At 55.7% G+C, this 15,200-nt stretch carries 17 protein-coding genes and 2 tRNA genes; 8 read left to right on the top strand and 11 right to left on the bottom strand.

Annotated elements, in window-relative coordinates:
• Window positions 1-48: 48 nt before the first annotated feature.
• From USH94_RS10565 to fumD, 4 genes are all read left to right on the top strand, one after another.
• The gene (locus USH94_RS10565; RefSeq protein WP_045910313.1) at window positions 49-1,071 is read left to right on the top strand and encodes a methionine ABC transporter ATP-binding protein; all 1,023 of its coding nucleotides are present in this window, start codon (window positions 49-51) and stop codon (window positions 1,069-1,071) included.
• Complete coding sequence (locus USH94_RS10560) at window positions 1,064-1,732, top strand: methionine ABC transporter permease (protein ID WP_008500617.1); 669 nt, start codon at window positions 1,064-1,066, stop codon at window positions 1,730-1,732. Before USH94_RS10565 ends, USH94_RS10560 begins: the two co-directional genes overlap by 8 nt.
• Before the next feature lie 23 nt (window positions 1,733-1,755).
• Complete coding sequence (locus USH94_RS10555; protein ID WP_008500616.1) at window positions 1,756-2,568, top strand: MetQ/NlpA family ABC transporter substrate-binding protein; 813 nt, start codon at window positions 1,756-1,758, stop codon at window positions 2,566-2,568.
• Between the two features lie 110 nt (window positions 2,569-2,678).
• A complete protein-coding gene (fumD, locus tag USH94_RS10550; RefSeq protein WP_008500615.1) occupies window positions 2,679-2,888 on the top strand; it encodes a fumarate hydratase FumD in 210 nt (69 codons plus the stop codon).
• Here the strand turns inward: fumD and USH94_RS10545 are convergent.
• From USH94_RS10545 to USH94_RS10530, 4 genes are read right to left on the bottom strand one after another with little or no spacing between them, the layout of a single operon-like run.
• Window positions 2,869-3,555: an amino acid ABC transporter permease gene (locus USH94_RS10545; protein WP_111965641.1), complete on the bottom strand. Its 687-nt coding sequence runs from the start codon at window positions 3,553-3,555 to the stop codon at window positions 2,869-2,871. The two genes, fumD and USH94_RS10545, sit on opposite strands and share 20 nt — an antisense overlap.
• On the bottom strand, window positions 3,539-4,315 hold the full coding sequence (locus USH94_RS10540; RefSeq protein ID WP_111965642.1) for an amino acid ABC transporter permease: 777 nt from the start codon (window positions 4,313-4,315) through the stop codon (window positions 3,539-3,541). The genes USH94_RS10545 and USH94_RS10540 overlap by 17 nt, the downstream gene beginning before the upstream one ends.
• Window positions 4,315-5,130 carry an amino acid ABC transporter ATP-binding protein gene (locus tag USH94_RS10535; RefSeq protein WP_111965643.1) on the bottom strand — a complete coding sequence of 272 codons (816 nt, stop codon included), beginning with the start codon at window positions 5,128-5,130 and terminating at the stop codon, window positions 4,315-4,317. Before USH94_RS10535 ends, USH94_RS10540 begins: the two co-directional genes overlap by 1 nt.
• Window positions 5,131-5,132: 2 nt before the next feature.
• Window positions 5,133-5,963 carry an ABC transporter substrate-binding protein gene (locus USH94_RS10530; protein WP_181574052.1) on the bottom strand — a complete coding sequence of 277 codons (831 nt, stop codon included), beginning with the start codon at window positions 5,961-5,963 and terminating at the stop codon, window positions 5,133-5,135.
• Window positions 5,964-6,208: 245 nt separating this feature from the next.
• Between USH94_RS10530 and USH94_RS10525 the strand changes: the two genes are divergently transcribed.
• On the top strand, window positions 6,209-6,376 hold the full coding sequence (locus USH94_RS10525; RefSeq protein ID WP_038419198.1) for a hypothetical protein: 168 nt from the start codon (window positions 6,209-6,211) through the stop codon (window positions 6,374-6,376).
• A 92-nt stretch (window positions 6,377-6,468) separates the two neighbouring features.
• Here the strand turns inward: USH94_RS10525 and USH94_RS10520 are convergent, their stop codons facing one another.
• A complete protein-coding gene (locus tag USH94_RS10520; RefSeq protein WP_003857665.1) occupies window positions 6,469-6,609 on the bottom strand; it encodes a hypothetical protein in 141 nt (46 codons plus the stop codon).
• 125 nt (window positions 6,610-6,734) lie between these two features.
• On the opposite strand from USH94_RS10520, the gene USH94_RS10515 reads away from it, so the two are divergent.
• Together USH94_RS10515 and USH94_RS10510 are read left to right on the top strand one after the other, a co-directional pair.
• Window positions 6,735-7,517 carry an MBL fold metallo-hydrolase gene (locus tag USH94_RS10515; protein ID WP_111965644.1) on the top strand — a complete coding sequence of 261 codons (783 nt, stop codon included), beginning with the start codon at window positions 6,735-6,737 and terminating at the stop codon, window positions 7,515-7,517.
• A gap of 72 nt (window positions 7,518-7,589) precedes the next feature.
• The gene (locus USH94_RS10510; RefSeq protein WP_109844381.1) at window positions 7,590-8,225 is read left to right on the top strand and encodes a carbonic anhydrase; all 636 of its coding nucleotides are present in this window, start codon (window positions 7,590-7,592) and stop codon (window positions 8,223-8,225) included.
• 28 nt (window positions 8,226-8,253) lie between these two features.
• Here USH94_RS10510 and USH94_RS10505 read toward each other — a convergent pair whose 3' ends face one another.
• From USH94_RS10505 to mdtK, 4 genes are all read right to left on the bottom strand, one after another.
• Complete coding sequence (locus USH94_RS10505; RefSeq protein WP_111965645.1) at window positions 8,254-9,849, bottom strand: FAD-NAD(P)-binding protein; 1,596 nt, start codon at window positions 9,847-9,849, stop codon at window positions 8,254-8,256.
• 119 nt (window positions 9,850-9,968) lie between these two features.
• Window positions 9,969-10,045 (bottom strand) — tRNA-Val (locus USH94_RS10500).
• 4 nt (window positions 10,046-10,049) lie between these two features.
• Window positions 10,050-10,126 (bottom strand) — tRNA-Val (locus tag USH94_RS10495).
• 153 nt (window positions 10,127-10,279) lie between these two features.
• Window positions 10,280-11,653, bottom strand: a complete 1,374-nt coding sequence (gene mdtK / locus USH94_RS10490) for an MdtK family multidrug efflux MATE transporter (protein WP_111965646.1) — start codon at window positions 11,651-11,653, stop codon at window positions 10,280-10,282.
• 225 nt (window positions 11,654-11,878) lie between these two features.
• Between mdtK and USH94_RS10485 the strand changes: the two genes are divergently transcribed.
• On the top strand, window positions 11,879-12,520 hold the full coding sequence (locus USH94_RS10485) for a riboflavin synthase subunit alpha (protein ID WP_095442481.1): 642 nt from the start codon (window positions 11,879-11,881) through the stop codon (window positions 12,518-12,520).
• A 32-nt stretch (window positions 12,521-12,552) separates the two neighbouring features.
• Here USH94_RS10485 and cfa read toward each other — a convergent pair whose 3' ends face one another.
• Window positions 12,553-13,701 (bottom strand): cyclopropane fatty acyl phospholipid synthase, encoded by a 1,149-nt coding sequence (cfa, locus tag USH94_RS10480; protein ID WP_111965647.1) that lies wholly within the window; start codon window positions 13,699-13,701, stop codon window positions 12,553-12,555.
• A gap of 298 nt (window positions 13,702-13,999) precedes the next feature.
• The gene (gene punC, locus USH94_RS10475; RefSeq protein ID WP_111965648.1) at window positions 14,000-15,199 is read right to left on the bottom strand and encodes a purine nucleoside transporter PunC; all 1,200 of its coding nucleotides are present in this window, start codon (window positions 15,197-15,199) and stop codon (window positions 14,000-14,002) included.
• Window position 15,200 lies beyond the last annotated feature (1 nt).

Below are 15,200 nucleotides of genomic sequence, written 5' to 3'. Positions count from 1 at the left end.
ACATCCATACTGCTAAACCGCCACGGGCGGCACGGATAATGAATAAGAATGATTGTACTGAGCAATATTTCGAAAGTTTTTGACAACGGAAAGGTGGCACTCACAGCCGTTGATAACGTCAATTTGACGATAGCACAGGGACAGATATACGGGATCATTGGTTACAGCGGCGCAGGTAAAAGTACGCTTATCCGCCTGCTCAACGGGCTGGAAAAACCGAGCAGCGGCAGCGTAACCATCAACGGGCAGAACATTTCTGCCGCAAAAGGTGAAGCGCTGCGCCAGGCGCGTCTGAAGATCAGCATGGTGTTTCAACACTTTAACCTGCTGTGGTCGCGCACGGTCAGCGAGAATATTGCGTTCTCGATGCAAATTGCCGGCGTACCGAAAGCCGAAATTAAGGCCCGCGTGGCCGAGCTTATTGAACTCGTTGGCCTGAAAGGCCGCGAGCATGCCTATCCGTCGCAGCTGAGCGGTGGTCAAAAGCAGCGCGTGGGTATTGCGCGTGCGCTGGCTAATCGCCCGGATGTGCTGCTCTGCGATGAAGCCACCTCCGCGCTTGACCCGCAGACCACCGATCAGATCCTCGATCTGCTGCTGGATATTAACCGCCGCTTTAAGCTGACCATCGTGCTCATCACGCACGAGATGCACGTGGTGCGCAAAATCTGCGACCGCGTGGCGGTAATGGAGAACGGTAAGGTGGTGGAAGAGGGAGACGTGCTGAGCGTCTTTACCCATCCGCAGCAGCCGATTACGCAGCAGTTTGTGCGTCAGGTGAGCCAGTACGCTGAAGAAGAAACGTTCAATACCGAACTGGCAAACGATCTGGAAGGGACGGTCATCAGGCTGACCTTTACCGGGCACAGCACGCATAAGCCGATTGTGGGCGAACTGACGCTGCGCTACGGCCTGCCGTTTAACATCCTGCACGGAAAAATGACCCAAACCGCTCACGGCGTGTTTGGTCAACTCTGGGTGCACGTCGTGGCATCTGACGAACAACTGAACAATATCCTCGCCGACCTGCAGCACAGTGATATTGAAGGCGAGGTGATTAAACATGGCTGAGAATCTCTTTCCGCATCTCAAGTGGGATCAGCTCTGGGCGGCGACGCTTGAGACGCTGTACATGACCGCGCTGTCCGGCGTGGCGACCTTTGTGCTGGGCATCGTGCTGGGTCTGGCGCTGTTTTTAACCGCGCGCGGCGGTCTGTTCCATAACCGCACGGTCTACAGCGTGATTTCGATCGTGGTGAACGTGTTCCGCTCGATTCCGTTCATCATTTTGATTGTGCTGCTGATCCCGTTCACCAAGACCGTCGTCGGCACCATTCTTGGCGCCAACGCGGCGCTGCCGGCCCTGATAGTGGGTGCCGCACCGTTCTACGCACGCCTGGTGGAGATCGCCCTGCGTGAAGTGGATAAAGGCGTGATTGAAGCGACGCGCTCGATGGGCGCACGACTGAGCACGCTCGTGTTTCGGGTTTTACTGCCGGAATCATCACCAGCACTGGTATCAGGTATTACGGTGACGCTGATTGCGCTGGTGAGCTACAGCGCAATGGCGGGGGTGATTGGCGCCGGTGGTTTGGGAAATCTGGCTTATCTGGAAGGATTCCAGCGCAACCATGGTGACGTCACGCTGGTGGCAACGGTGACCATTCTGATCATCGTTTTCATTATCCAGTTCTGCGGCGATGTCATTACTTCACTGTTAGATAAACGCTAATAAATACACACAGGAACCACATCATGAAAAAGACACTGACACTGATCGCCGCAGCAACCCTGAGCGCCCTGAGCTTCGCCTCCTGGGCCGACACCCTGACCGTGGGCGCGTCCAACACGCCGCATGCGGAAATTCTGGAGCAGGCAAAGCCGATTCTGGCGAAGCAGGGTATCGACCTGGAGATTAAACCGTTCCAGGACTACATTCTGCCGAATACCGCGCTGGCGGGTCATGACATCGACGCGAACTATTTCCAGCATATTCCTTACCTGAACAGCGTGCTGAAAGATCATGCGGGCGATAAGGACTACGATTTTGTCAGTGCGGGCGCGATCCACATTGAGCCAATCGGCATCTACTCCAAAAAATACAAGTCGCTGAAAGACCTGCCGGAAGGCGGCAAGATCATCATGCGTGACGCGGTTTCTGAAGAGGGGCGTATTCTTTCCATCTTCGAGAAAGAGGGCGTGATCAAGCTGAAGCCGGGCATCGATAAAGTGACTGCGCGCATCAGCGACATCGTCGAGAACCCGAAAAAGCTGAAGTTCACGCCTAACGTTGAAGCGTCTCTGCTGCCGCAGATGTACAACAACAACGAAGGCGATGCGGTGGTGATCAACGCCAACTACGCGATTGACGCCGGTCTGGATCCGGTTCACGACCCGATTGCGGTTGAGAGCGGTGAAAACAACCCGTACGCCAACATCATTACCGTACACCGCGGTGACGAGAAGAAGAAAGATATCGTCGCGCTGGTGAACGTGCTGCACTCGAAAGAGATTCAGGACTGGATCCGCACCAAGTACAAAGGCGCGGTTATTCCTGTAAACAACTAATTTACTGATTTTACTGATGAAGCCCGGCGAGTCTCTCGCCGGGCTTCTTTTTTGTATCCGGCTGGAGAATCATTTAAGCTCAACGTTTAAAAGGCAATGGAGTGATGACGATGGGTAACGTGACCAAAGATGAAGCGCTGTACCAGGAGATGTGCCGGGTGGTCGGAAAGGTGGTGCTCGAGATGCGTGATTTAGGGCAGGAGCCAAAGCATATTGTCATTGCCGGAGTCCTGCGTACCGCGCTGGCGAACCAGCGCGTTAAACGCAGTGAATTGACAACCGAAGCAATGGAAACGGTGGTTAAAGCGCTGGCCGGGTAAGGTGCCAGCGCTTCGCAAGCTGCTCGAGCGAGCAGCAGAGCAGGTAGTAAACCACGCCCGTAAAGATAAAAATGGCCGCCGGGTAGATTTGCACCCGGTTGTTGACCTGTCCCGCCACCGTGGTTAGTTCAGGGACGTTCACGATAAACGCCAGCGACGTATCCTTCAGCAGGCTAATAAAAATCCCCACCAGCGACGGCAGAATATTCCTCAGCGCCTGCGGCAGCAGCACGCGCAACAGAGTTTGTTGGGTGCTGAAGCCCTGAGACAGCGCGGCCTCGTACTGCCCGGACGGCAGCGCGCTCAGCCCGGCCAGGACCGAGTGCATTACTGTTGCTGCGGTAAACCAGGCCAGCGCCAGCGTGACGGTCAGCGCCCCCGGCAGATCCCCCCCGGTCATAAGCGGCAGGAGATACCACATCCAGAAAATTACGAAGATGAGCGGGATACCGCGAATCAGCTCTGCCCATAAAAAGAGGACTTTTCGCACGAGCCCGGTAAAGCGCCAGGCCAGGCATGCGAGCGCAATTCCTCCAGGCAGCGCGATAACCGCAGCGCCTGCTGCCATCATTAACGAAAGCAGTACGCCTCCCGGTTCACCCGTTGCCGCGCGTCCCCACAGCAGATAATCGAGGTTATCGGTGATGACATTAAGTCCGGCAATCATGTTTTTCACTCCCTGCGATCACGACGTTCAGGCGTTTACGTTTCGCCTGTGGCCCAAGGCGTACCAGCACCATCCCCATGGACAGGCCGGTCAGCAGATAGAGCACGGTACCGAGGGTAAACGCCTCCAGCGCGTGCGCGTTATAGCTTTCGATCTGCCTGACCTGATAGGTGAGCTCGGCGAAGCCAATCCCGCTGGCGAGCGAGGAGAGCTTCATCAGATTGAGATACTGGCCCACAACGGGCTGCCAGGCGTTAGCCAGGCCCTGCGGCAGAAGGATGAAGCGAAACAAGCGCCACGTGGAGAATCCCTGGGCGAGCGCCGCCTCCCGCTGCCCGGCGGGCACGGAACGCAATCCTGCTTCCACCTCTTCGATTAAAAACGCCGAGGTAAAAACGCCCAACCCCCAGGCAGAGCATAAAAATTCGGGCGTAAACCACCAGACGTCGCCGGGCAGAATCGACCAGCTGTGATCGGCGTTGACCGCTTCGCGAAACGCCTGCGGCAGCCCATTCCAGGCGGCAAAATACCAGAACAGTAGCTGCACCAGCAGCGGGGTATTGCGAAAGAGTGATACCCAGCCGCTGACGATCGCTTTCCCGACGCGTCCGCCGGACAGGCGCAGGAGCATAAAGAGCAGTGCGAGCAGGCTGGCCAGCGCGATCCCCGCCAGCGTCACCCACAGGGTGGTGAGGAATCCGGAGAGTATCCACTGCAGAGGCTGTCCGGTCAGTACCCCCTGCCAGTCGAGCGCGGGCATTACAGATGCTCCTGATGCAGCGGGTTGAGCACCTTTTGCAGGAAGCGCTGCGCGCGCGGATGCGCTGGCTGGCTGAAAAACTGCGCCGGCGGCGCGGTTTCCAGAATTTGCCCGCCGTCGATAAAGACAATCCGGTCGGCGATTTCCCGGGCAAACTGCATCTCATGGGTCACCACGATCATCGTGATCCCGCTGTGGGCGAGGGCTTTCATCACGAACAGCACTTCACCAATCATCTCCGGATCCAGCGCGGAGGTGGGTTCATCGAACAGAATGATTTGCGGTGAAGAGGCGAGGGCGCGGGCTATCGCCACGCGCTGCTGCTGTCCGCCGGATAGCTCTGCCGGGTAATGGTGGGCCTTTTCCAGCATCCCGACTTTCTCCAGCAGGGCCAGCGCACGCTCCTGAGCAGGATGCGGCTTCCAGCCGTGAACGTGCTCCAGTGCCAGGGTGATGTTCTGGCTGGCGGTGAGATGGGCATAAAGATTGAACTGCTGGAACACAAACCCCACGCGGCTTCGCAGCTGACGCAGCCCGGTACCGGAGAGCTTTCCGGTAGGCTTGTTGTCGACCAGAATCTCCCCGCCGCTCAGGGTTTCAAGCTGGTTGATAAGACGGATCAGGGTGGATTTACCGGAGCCTGAAGGGCCGAGGATGGCAACCACTTCTCCGGGCGTGATGGTGAGGTTAATATCGTTTAAAACCTGATGGTCACCGTAGCGTTTGTCCACATGAAGAAACTCGACGCTGGCCTGTTCCAGATGTGAAAAATCCGCGGCACCGGCCGCGGAGTGTGAAAATAAACCTGAGAGCATAATTACCTGACTTCTATTTTAAAGGCGCGCGGCTGTGGAGCAGGGGTGCCAGGACCAAACCAGGCATCATAGATTTTTGCCGCCTGACCGGTCTTCTCGAGATTAACCAGTTCGTCGTTAACGGCCTTCAGCAGCGCCGTTTCACCTTTCCTCACCCCCACGCCAATCTCTTCTTTACTGAGCAGGTCGGGCAGGATTTTGAAGTTGGCTTTGTCCGGCGCCTGCGCCAGCAGGCCGGCCAGAATGGTGCTGTCCTGGGTAATGGCCTGGACGTTGCCATTGCGCAGTGCGGTCAACGCCAGCGGGATGTCGTCATAAGAGAGGACGCGGGACTGCGGGAAACGCTGGTGCAGCGCCTGCTCGCCCGTCGTTCCTTTGACTGCGCCGATGCGCGCCCGGCTATAGTCATCAAGCTTGTCCGGTGATTTTGCCGGAACGAGGAACTGCTGGCCGGTAACGAAGTAAGGCGTAGAAAAATCAATGACCTGCGCGCGTTCCGGGGTGATGGTGATATCCGCCACGATCAGGTCGGCTTTGCCGGACTGCAGCAGCGGAATGCGGTTGGCCGGATTGGTGGCAACCAGTTCAAGCTTCACGCCGAGCGATTTTGCCAGCGCTTTGGCAAAGTCCACGTCATAACCCACGATCTCATGCGTTTTGGCATCAATCGAGCCAAACGGCGGGTTGGCGTCAAACGTGGCCACTTTCACCACCCCTGCGGCCTTAATATCCGCCAGCTGATCGGCCTGTGCCTGCGCTGAAAGCAGGCTCCCCGCCGCCAGTAATCCCAGAACCAGTGTCCGTTTGGTAAACCCTTTCATATTTGCTGCCATAGTCATTCGCCATCCCGTTGTTTTTGTTTTACCCCGTTACGCTCCCATAAGGGAAAGCTATCGCCAAATAAGAAATCGTTCTTTGCTATGAGCAAAAAAGCATTAGTGAACAAGGTGTTAATGAAGCGTGAAAAGGACGGGGTGCTATTTGCAGATCCTGCACATAGACAGTGGATTTTGGTATTTCCCCTGCACGGGATTTGGGTGCTTAACTGAGGTCAGACACGGCGAGAGAGGGTAAGACGATGAAAAAGTGGATCAGCACGTTACGGCGGTTTTTTGCGGCCCGGCCAGCGAATGCGGAGAACAGCGCGCAACGTGTTCTTGAGTCGATACTGCCTGTCGCCAGCCTGTATGGCGTAGACGTTGCCAACATTGACCCGGAGTGGTTCCATGATAAAACGTCACGCTGAACTGCGCCGCACGCGCGAAACCTACTGGAACGAGGTGTGCGTGACGTTTAACGAGTGAAATAAAAAAGCACCGGGAAACCGGTGCTTTTTTATTAGATCTTGCAGGCGTCGCCGCAGTCATCGTCGGCGACAATCGCCTGCGCTTTTTTGTCTGCATCGTCCAGACGTTCCGCATTACGCTCTTCAGCTTCATCCAGACCGTTAAAGACTAAGTTATCGAGATCAATTTCCATGTTGCACCTGCTCTGTTCAGTTTTCGATACTGGCACAGTATAGGGCAAAAAAAGCCAGCAATGTACCTCGCAGCACATAAGGATAATCCCTGCCATACTCAGTGCTTTATCGCTGAGGAGAGCACATGATTACACTCTGTAAAACCTGTGGAACCGCCTACGATACGCAGCCGGACAGATGCCCGATTTGTGAGGATGAACGCCAGTATGTACCCATCACGGGGCAGGCGTGGACCGATCTCGATACCGTCACCGCGGCGCACAGCAACAAATGGCAGCAGCTGGAGCCGCGATTATTCGGTATCAAAACGGTTCCTGCGTTTGCGATTAACCAGCGGGCGCTGCTCCTGCAAACGCCCCACGGTAATATCCTCTGGGACTGCATCGCCAACCTCGATCCCGCAACCCAAACCCTCATCGCCGCCCTTGGCGGCATCAGCGCGATTGCGATTTCACATCCGCACTATTACACCACGATGCAGGAGTGGGCTGCGGCGTTTGATGCGCCGGTGTACCTGCACGCCAGCGACAAAGAGTGGGTCATGCGCGACAGCCCTGCCATTCATTTCTGGGAGGGGGATACGCTGGAGATTTTCCCGTCGGTTACCCTGCTGCGTCTGGGTGGGCATTTTGCCGGGGGAACGGTGCTGCACTGGCAGGAGGGGGACGGGGTATTGCTGGTTGGCGATATTCTGCAGGTCACGCCGGGTAAAGACGCCGTCTCGTTTATGTGGAGCTACCCGAATTATCTCCCGCTGCCGGCCCGAACGGTGGCGTCGGTGGTGAGTCATCTCGAAGGCAAAACCTTTGAACGTCTTTACGGCGCGTTCGAAGGGCAGAACATCCTGACCAGTGCGGACGAGATCGTGCAGCGGTCGGGCCAGAAATATATTGCTTGTCTGAAGTAAACCACGATGGGTAAACTTTACGAGTGTGATCTCGATCATGCCTAAACTAAAACAGATAAAAGAGACATTGCTATGCAACATATCATTGAAGGTTTTCTCAGCTTTCAAAAAGAGATTTTCCCGCAACGTAAAGAACTCTTCCGCAGTTTAGCGTCCAGCCAGAATCCCAAAGCGCTGTTCATCTCATGCTCCGACAGCCGTCTGGTCCCGGAACTGGTCACCCAGCAAGAGCCAGGACAACTCTTTGTCATTCGTAATGCTGGCAACATCGTGCCGCCGTTCGGACCGGAGCCTGGCGGTGTGTCCGCAACCATCGAATACGCCGTGGTGGCGCTGGGCGTCACGGATATCGTGATTTGTGGTCACTCCAACTGTGGCGCAATGAAGGCGATTGCCGATAACGCGAACCTGGAGCCGATGCCTGCGGTGTCACACTGGCTGCGCTATTCCGACGCGGCGAAAGCCGTGGTTGAGAAGAAAACCTGGGATAAGCCGATCGACAAGGTCAATGCGATGGTGCAGGAAAACGTCTTTGCGCAGCTGAGCAACATCAAGACCCATCCGTCCGTTGCGGTGGGCCTGCGTAATAACTCCATCCGACTGCACGGCTGGGTGTACGATATTGAAAGCGGCGAAATCCTCGCGCTGGATAAAGCGACGAAAAGTTTCGTTTCGCTGTCGGAAAACCCGGAAGTCTTCTTCGAGTAATTACCGACAGCAGGGCATGGAAGCCCTGTCAGATCTCAATATACGGTAACCTTCTCCGCGATCCCGACGCGGGTTTTTCAGCCGCCTTCGCCATCGCTTCTGCAATCTCAGCACATTCCGCCAGCCCCTGAACGAAGGGACGGTCGTGCATCAGCCACGGTATCGCGCCGAAGGCGATGCGTCCGCGCACGGTGTCAGGCGCTTTTAAGGTGTAATCCTCGCCGATATCGGGTATCCGATCTCCCGTTGCTTCCAGCTGTTTTCGCAGCGTCGGGAAGGGCAGATCTTTCGTTTTGAGCGGCTTTTGTCCGCGTGCGTCAATAAATACGTCGAAACGATAGACGGTCTCTTTTGTGGTTATCACCGTTCGATCGCTGCCAACGTCGAGCGTGTAGTCGTCACCGAGCGCGGCCACGCTGATGATGCCGGCTTCGCGAAGTGCGAGCAGCCTGCGGATAGACTGCGGAGGAATGGCGGCATAATTGTCGATAAATACCCGAGCCAACCCCTGACTGAAGCGTTCGCCGTCTTGCTCATCGAGATGGGGGACGATCTCCTGAACCACTTCATGCAGCCGAAGCACGGTATAGCGCCAGGCCACGGTACGGCGTTCCCGTTTGTTGCGTTCAACCTCGTTGAGATTCTCTTCCGCCCAGGTAAAGGGGCCGTGGCGTTTACGATCCTCAAACCAGGCCTCACGAATAGTGTCCGCATTCAGCGTATGCAGAGACATTTTCTCGCACCATGCCGGATCGGCAAGCTGAAGCTCTTTGACCATCAGGGCAAAAATGCGGTCAAGCAGGCCATCCGGTCCTTTGGCTATCTCACTTTCCACCACGAATTCGGTCAAAACCGACAGCGGTTCGTAAGGAATAGGGCAGTAAAAATCGGCTTCCGGCAGAATGCCCGTCCGGGACATCAGCGTAATGTGTAACCCTTCGCTGCCGTTGTCGAGGATGAATTTACCGTTACTAAACTCACCGTGCTGCATCACCACCGCCATAGCCGCGTCGAGACCGCTCAACGAGGTGCCCATAATGCCCACGCGGCAAGGGGGAATGCTGGCATCCATCAGGCCGGACCACGGACTTGGGAAGAACGTGCGCGTGGCTTCATCCTCCTCTGGCCAGACGTGGCCGGTGGCGATAACCGCCAGGTCGAATTTATCCGGTAGGGCGCGGTCGTTGACCGAAATCGTCACGCCGGTTGTAGAAGGGTTGATGTCGGTGACCTTCGCTGATTCATGGACTTCAACCTGGAATCCCAGCTTTTTCGCCTCTTTTACGATTGATCGAAAGCTGTCGCGAAAATACTCCCCCAGCAGGATCCTCGGCAGGAACTGCCGATCGTGCAGGCTGGCTTTATCAACCTTAAAACGCGACAGATGGGCGTCGCTCTGTTCCTTGAGCCAGTCGAGGTAGGTCATAAAAATGGGCGGGATTTCAATGCTCGCAATGTTCGCCAGCATCAGCCGGGAATTATCGTCGTCGTTATAGGGCATTCCCACGCCGGCTTCATCGGCCTGTTCGAAAACGGAAACGGAGAGCGGCGTGCTGTTCTTAAGCAGGTGATAAAAGGTGTAAATCCCTGTGGGGCCGGAGCCGATAATCGCGATCTTCTTCATCAACACGTTTCCTGTGTTTTTTTCCATAGGAAAAGCGTAGCAGGAGAACAATGAAGAAAATAAGGGATTAGGAAAATTCAGGATATCAGAAGAGGAGTTGCACCATTTCAGGACTGAAATGGTGCGTCCGAGTGGACTCGAACCACCGACCCCCACCATGTCAAGGTGGTGCTCTAACCAACTGAGCTACGGACGCAGAATGGTGCGTTCAATTGGACTCGAACCAACGACCCCCACCATGTCAAGGTGGTGCTCTAACCAACTGAGCTATGAACGCAACGTGTTGTCGGTGACAACGGGGACGAATATTAGCGGCACAGCATCGAGGTGGCAAGAGGGAAAATGCAATTTTCTCTCTGATTTCACGCGATTGCTGTATTACCGCGCAAAGTGAAGAGAAAGTAGCCGCCAGGCGGCGGCTACTGCGTCGTTAACGTGCAGCGCGTTGCAAAATGACCGTTGATGGCTGGCGCTGCAGGAAGCGCATGCGCATCATCATCATAATCGCCGCCGAGGTCAGGCCGATGATAAAGCCCATCCAGAACCCTGCCGGCCCCATGCGCTCAACCACCAGGTCGGTCAGGGCCAGAATATAGCCACACGGCAGACCCAGCACCCAGTAGGCGATGAAAGTGATAAAGAAGATGGAACGCGTGTCTTTATAGCCGCGCAGCACGCCGCTGCCAATCACCTGAATGGAGTCAGAAATCTGGTAAATCGCGGCCAGCAGCATCAGGTGCGATGCCAGCGTGACGACTTCCGGATTGTCGTTATAGAGCAGGGCGATCTGCTCGCGTAATGCAACGGTAAAGAGCGCAGTACAGATCGCCATGCAGACGCCGACGCCCAGTCCGGTTCGGGCGGCCGTTTGCGCATCGAGCGTTGAGCCCTGGCCCAGGCGGAAGCCTACGCGAATCGTCACCGCCGCCGCCAGCGACATCGGCAGGACGAACATCAGGGAGCTAAAGTTCAGCGCGATCTGGTGCCCGGCGACGTTCACAATGCCCAGCGGGGAGACCAGCAGGGCGACCACGGCAAACAGGGTCACCTCAAAGAACAGCGCGAGGGCAATCGGCAACCCTAACTGCACCAGACGCGTCATGATGTTCCAGTCCGGCGTGCTGAATCTGTGCTCGTTACGAATATCGCGCATGGAGCGGGCGCGCTTCACGAAGGTAAGCATCGAGAAGAACATTACCCAGTAAACGGCGGCCGTCGCCACGCCGCAGCCGACGCCGCCCAGCTCCGGCATCCCGAAATGACCGTAAATAAAGACATAGTTAACGGGAATGTTGACCAGCAGCCCGATAAAGCCCATCACCATGCCGGGCTTGGTTTTCGCCAGGCCTTCACACTGGTTACGCGCCACCTGGAAGAAGAGGTAGCCAGGCGCACCCCAGAGCAGCGCGCGCAAATAACCCACGGCTTTATCCGCCAGTGCCGGGTCAATATTATGCATAGCGCGAATGATATGGCCCGCGTTCCAGAGCACGACCATAATCAGCACCGAGACAAATCCTGCCAGCCAGAAGCCCTGGCGGACCTGATGGGCAATGCGCTCGCGGCGCCCCGAACCATTGAGCTGAGCGATTACAGGGGTGAGTGCGAGCAGCAGACCGTGGCCGAACAGGATGGCCGGAAGCCAGATTGACGTACCGATAGCTACGGCCGCCATGTCGGTGGCGCTGTAGCCACCCGCCATTACCGTATCCACAAATCCCATTGCGGTCTGGGCCACCTGCGCGACGATCACTGGTATAGCCAGTGCCAATAGCTGGCGCGCTTCATTCATGTACTTCTGCACGTGAACACCTTTATTTTGTAGTTATATGAGAGACTAAAAAAGCCGCCGAAACTGGCAGCAAGAAGAAAATGCAGGGGGGTGCCAGCTATTGTAGCGGGCTTTAGCTATTTATCTAGTGAAAAAATCGCCAGAAAATGCGCTCTGCTGGCAACCTGTTTTTCCAACTGTTATTGTGGAGGGATTAAACGGTGTCATCACCGTTCGGAAAAAACAGGAGTTGTAAGCATGTTTACTGGTATTGTGCAGGGCACTGCCAAAGTGGTGTCCATTGATGAAAAACCTAATTTCCGTACTCATGTTGTTGAGCTGCCGGAATATATGCTTGAGGGCATTGAAACCGGCGCGTCGATTGCCCATAACGGCTGCTGCCTGACCGTTACCGAAATTAACGGCAACCAGATTAGCTTTGATTTAATGAAAGAGACGCTGCGGATCACTAACCTGGGCGAGCTGGTGGTAGGCGATACCATCAACGTTGAGCGCGCGGCGAAGTTCAGCGATGAGATTGGCGGTCATCTTATGTCGGGGCACATCATGACCACCGCCGAAGTGGCGAAAATCGTGACCTCGGAAAATAACCGTCAAATCTGGTTTAAAATGCAGGACCCGTCATTAATGAAATACATCCTCTATAAAGGATTTATTGGCATTGACGGGATTAGCCTGACGGTAGGGGAAGTGACGCCAACGCGTTTTTGCGTGCATTTAATTCCTGAAACGCTGCAGCGTACCACGCTGGGCGCGAAAAAACTGGGGCATCGCGTGAATATCGAAATCGATCCGCAGACCCAGGCTGTGGTGGATACGGTTGAGCGCGTGCTGGCAGCAAAAGAAGCCGCAATAATAAAGACCGCCGAAGAAGAATAAAAAATAACCCCGGATATCCGGGGTTATTTTATTTAGCGTGCGACACGCAGTCCGTGTTCTATCCCACGGCTGAATACCACCTGCCAGAGCTGAATATCCCGTGCGCGAAACGCCCCCGCGCAGGCATTCAGATAATAGCTAAACATTCGTTTGAATCGTTCAGAATAGTTGTCCGCAATCTCTGGCCAGGCTTTCTGGAAACGTTCATGCCATGCCATTAAGGTGGTGTCGTAGTCCGCGCCAAAGTTATGCCAGTCTTCCATCACGAAATGGGGTTCACTGGCGTTGGCAATCTGGCGAACGGACGGTAAACAGCCATTCGGAAAGATGTATTTGTTGATCCACGGGTCAACGTTGTTGTCGGTCCGCTTAGAGCCGATGGTGTGCAGCAGGAAGATGCCGTCCGGTTTCAGATTCCGGTCCACCACCTCAAAATAGGTATCGTAGTTTTTTGGCCCCACGTGCTCGAACATGCCGACGGAAACAATCCGGTCAAACTGTTCATTCAGGTCACGGTAGTCCTGCAGCCTGATATCCACATCGAGATCCTGGCAGCGCTCCCGCGCCATTTTTTGCTGTTCCGCTGAGATCGTCACGCCGACCACGCTGACGCCATAATGCTTCGCCATAAAATATGCCAGCCCACCCCAGCCGCAGCCGATATCCAGCACGCGCATGCCGGGCTGTAGCTGCAGCTTCTCGCTAATCAGACGCAGCTTCGCCTGCTGAGCCTCTTCAAGCGTCGAGGCCTCTTTCCAGTAGGCGCAGGAGTATTGCATGAAAGGGTCCAGCATACGGCTGAACAAATCGTTGCCAAGATCGTAATGTTCTTTGCCAACGATCCACGCGCGTTTTTTACTCTGGAGATTGAAAAGTCGGGCAGAGGCGACGCGCAGGGTGTCTTTCAGGTTGCGAGGGAGTTGATTTTCAAGACCGGCACGCAACACGCTGGCGAAAAAGGTATCCAGACGTTCACACTCCCACCAGCCGTCCATGTAGCTTTCTCCCAGGCCTAACGACCCTTCCCGCAACACGCGTTTAAAAAAGTCGGGATGTTTAACCTGAGGATCGGATGGCGATGATCCATTGATAGTGATGCCTGCTCGACCTAACAGTTCACTGACGATCCGGGACCAGTTATCGTCCGGAACGCTGACTTCTTCTATACACGATGAACTCATAGCTTCTCCATCACCCTACTGTGATCAGAACCTTAAAACAGCGTAGACGCTTTTTTTGGTTTGTGAGAAATCTCACGGTAAATACCGCGAGGCTAGTATCCGACGTAGAACAGAGGAAGGGAGATAACCCTTGCCGAAATGCCTTCCATGGTAAAACGGGAGCACTCCGGCTCCCGTTAACACTTAATATTTATCGTATTTAATCGAACCAAATTTAGTATAGGCTTCAAAATTTGGTGATTCAATAGAAAATTGTTAGCAACCTAATCACTGAAATATAACATGATTTCTGGCGCAATCAGGCATGCGAGGTTTCCACCTGAGCACCGTTATCCTGCTCACGCTGTGCGGAGGCCTGCATGCGATAGCCCAATACCGCCAGCGCTACGGTGAACAGCATCACGCTGGTGGTGGTCAAAAGCGGCGTAGCAATCAGCGCCGAGACCACCAGGCTTGCCAGGAAGCACAAACCCAGCTGCAGGGTGTTCTGCAGCGCGGCGGCGCGGCCTGTTGCCTGCGGGAATGGACGCAGCGCCTGCGCCACAACGATAGGGTAAATCGCCCCGTTCGCAATGGCCATCACGCAGAACGGGATCAAAATTTCGGCCAGACCGGCACCCGGAATAAAGCCAACGGCCCAGGTCCCGATGACGCTCAGCGCATACAGCACCAGCAGCCACGGCAGCATCTGCTGACCCTCCCATCTTTGCAGCGCCGCGCGACAGCCGTACCCGCCCACAAGGAACGCGATTGTCTGCGGAACATAGCTCAGGCCGATGGCTGCCGGACTGTAGCCCATATCGTGCAGAATGAACGGCGAGCCGGTGAGCCATGCGAAGAAGCTTGCCGAGCAGGCGGCATAGATCAGGACATTCCCGCGATACGCTTTGGCGCTCAACAGTGAGGTGAAGGTAATCGGCTTCGCGTCGGCATGCGCCTCTTTTTTATGCGCAGGCTTGAGGGAAAACGCCGGCAGCATCAGCACCAGCGTGATGGCAAACAGCGTGGCAAAAATGGCCTGCCAGTCAAAGTGCGCGAGGATCCAGCTGCCCAGCAGCGGAGCCAGGGCAGGGGAGAGGCCCACCAGCGGCATAATGGTGGCGAAAATACGGTTTGTGCGGTTAGCCGGGTAGTAGTCGGTCACCAGCGCCTGCCAGGTCACGGCCGCGGCACAGACGCCCACGGCCTGAACGAAGCGCAGCACCAGCAGCCAGGTGGCGTCGCGTACCCATAACATCCCCAGGCAGCCCACGGCAAAAATGGCCAGACCCAGCAGCAGTACCGGTTTACGACCAAAGCGATCCGAGAGCGGTCCCCAGAGCAGCTGTGCAAAAGCAAAACCGGCGAGGAACAAACTCAGGCTGGCACTGATGGCGGCAGCGGGGGTTTGCAAATCTTCCTGCATCGCGGCAAAAGCCGGCAGGTACATATCGGTGGCCAAAAAGCCCAGCACGCTTAAGCCGCCGAGCCAGACTAAAAAACCGTTCCTGGGTTGCATT

It is taken from the genome of Enterobacter sp. 148H3 (assembly GCF_034107425.1).
Lineage (GTDB): Bacteria > Pseudomonadota > Gammaproteobacteria > Enterobacterales > Enterobacteriaceae > Enterobacter > Enterobacter vonholyi.
The sequence above is the reverse complement of the archived record's forward strand: the minus strand, read 5'-3'. Positions and strand labels throughout refer to the sequence as shown.